Annotated in this window: 3 protein-coding genes; 1 reads left to right on the top strand and 2 read right to left on the bottom strand. The window is 68.1% G+C overall.

Annotated elements, in window-relative coordinates; translation table 11 throughout:
• Nucleotides 1–70: 70 nt before the first annotated feature.
• The gene (locus tag ACIBJF_RS53200) at nucleotides 71–328 is read right to left on the bottom strand and encodes a hypothetical protein (RefSeq protein ID WP_399185083.1); all 258 of its coding nucleotides are present in this window, start codon (nucleotides 326–328) and stop codon (nucleotides 71–73) included.
• 476 nt (nucleotides 329–804) lie between these two features.
• Between ACIBJF_RS53200 and ACIBJF_RS53195 the strand changes: the two genes are divergently transcribed.
• The gene (locus ACIBJF_RS53195) at nucleotides 805–1,014 is read left to right on the top strand and encodes a hypothetical protein (RefSeq protein WP_399185084.1); all 210 of its coding nucleotides are present in this window, start codon (nucleotides 805–807) and stop codon (nucleotides 1,012–1,014) included.
• Here the strand turns inward: ACIBJF_RS53195 and ribA are convergent.
• A complete protein-coding gene (gene ribA, locus ACIBJF_RS53190) occupies nucleotides 926–1,603 on the bottom strand; it encodes a GTP cyclohydrolase II (RefSeq protein ID WP_399185082.1) in 678 nt (225 codons plus the stop codon). The genes ACIBJF_RS53195 and ribA overlap by 89 nt on opposite strands.
• Nucleotides 1,604–1,905 lie beyond the last annotated feature (302 nt).

Below are 1,905 nucleotides of genomic sequence, written 5' to 3'. Positions count from 1 at the left end.
CAACGAGCCTCTCTACTCGGAGAGTTGCGCGATGGCCGCCCTTTGACCAGGGCCTATGCGGAGATCGCTGTTACACCACTCCGTGGGACAGCATCAGGGCGGCAGAGTCAACGGTGCTGTCGAGGCCGTTGGCGAAGTACTGACCGGCGGGGGTGGGAGCGAAGGGCAAGTCGCTGCCGAAGAGGATTGCCCAGGTCGGCGAACGCGAACAGGGGGCGGGTAGGGCAGCGGGGCTGGAGGACGGGGCGGTGTCGAAGTAGAAGGAGCGGAAGTCGTCCAGCACGTCCAGCACTCCGCGGCCAGTCTCGCCCGCGATGGCGACGGCCATGCGGTGAGAGGCGTAGGGGACAAAACCGCCCGCGTGGCTGGGGACGAACAGGATCCCGGGGTAACGACGAACGCGTCGTTACGGACCAGCATGTAGGCGGCGCGGGTGGTACCGAGCAGGAAGTCGGTGGCGGACGCGGGAATGCCGTCGACGGACGGTGCCGGCAGTTTGGCGGAGAGGGCGAAGACTACGGTGCCGCGCTCGTCGGGGCACTGCCACAGTCCATCCCGCACGGCGCTGCCGACGTAGCTGCCCTGATTGTGGGCCGACGAACGACGCCGTCCGCGTCGAGTTCGTCCATAACCCAGGCTGTATCGGACGTCGCGGCGGCGATGTCGGGCATCGGCAGCGTGGCGAAGTAGCAGAAGCGACCTGTGCGTTCGAAAGAGGCACGCACCATCGAGATCGCCCATGGCGACGGATTGTTCGGCTCCAGCATCACCTACGGCATTCGCGCCCACAGTGACTGGGAGTGGATTCGGCAGCCGAACACCCGCAGCATCCTCGTCGCGGTCGGCCCCCGTGGCTTGGTCGGAGGCCAGGAGGACCTCATCCTGGACGTGGCGCTCGTCTGCCGCCCGCTATCGAGATCGGCCGTCAGCCTGCCGTCAGTTCCGTCAGCGGCAGGGTGTGCTGGGTCTGGAGGACCTTCGCGCGGAGGTAGTGGACGTTGTGGGCCGTGGTGAAGACGCCGGTCGGAACCCGATGGCGTACGGTGACGCCCAGCGCGCCCAACTGTCCAGCTTTATCTGGGTTATTGGACAGCAAATCGAGCTCGCCGATGCCGAGCGCGGCGAGCATCTGTGCGGCGGCCGTGTAGTCGCGGGCGTCCTCCGCCAGGCCGAGCGCGGCGTTCGCCTCGTAGGTGTCAAGGCCCTGATCCTGCAGGGCGTAGGCGTCGAGCTTGTTGTAGAGGCCGATGCCGCGGCCCTCTTGACGGAGGTAGAGCAGGACGCCCCCGGTGGTGGCGATGCGCTCGACCGCCTCGCGCAGCTGCGGGCCGCAGTCACAGCGGGCCGAGCCGAAGACGTCGCCGGTGAGGCACTCGGAGTGGAGACGCACCAGCGGGGTCTGGTCGGGGTTTGATGGGCCGAGGATGACGGCCACATGTTCCTGGCCGTCGGCAAGGCTGTGGAAGGTGACGAGGTCGGCGGTCACCGTATAGCCGTCGCCGAAGCGGAGTGGAACCGTCACACGGGTGCGGACCGTGGCCGTCGGCAAGTCGGCCGTATTGCTGCTGTCGGTGGGTGCGGGGGTGTGGCGTGAGTTACGCATGTCGATCGTCCTGGGTGGCGGCTGCGGGTGTCGGTCGCGCGGTGGGCCGCGCCGCTGTGGCCCGTCGATCAGGACGAATGCACCGCATTCGGCCTCGTTCTACGCAGCCCTGATACTCGCGGGACCCGCCGGCCGCACGTCTCCGAAGAGTGCGCGGCCGGCACGCTCGCGTGCTCGGGGCGAGTCGTTCAGGGCACGAGGATGAGACGGATCGGGTCGCCGATCTTGTGCTCCAGGCGGTGGATCGCCTCGGGGGCGTCGGCCAGGGGGATGTGGTCGGTGATGGACGGGGCCAGGTCGAG

Source organism: Streptomyces sp. NPDC050743 (assembly GCF_044456925.1).
GTDB lineage: Bacteria > Actinomycetota > Actinomycetes > Streptomycetales > Streptomycetaceae > Streptomyces.
This window is presented reverse-complemented; position numbering and strand designations above follow the sequence as displayed.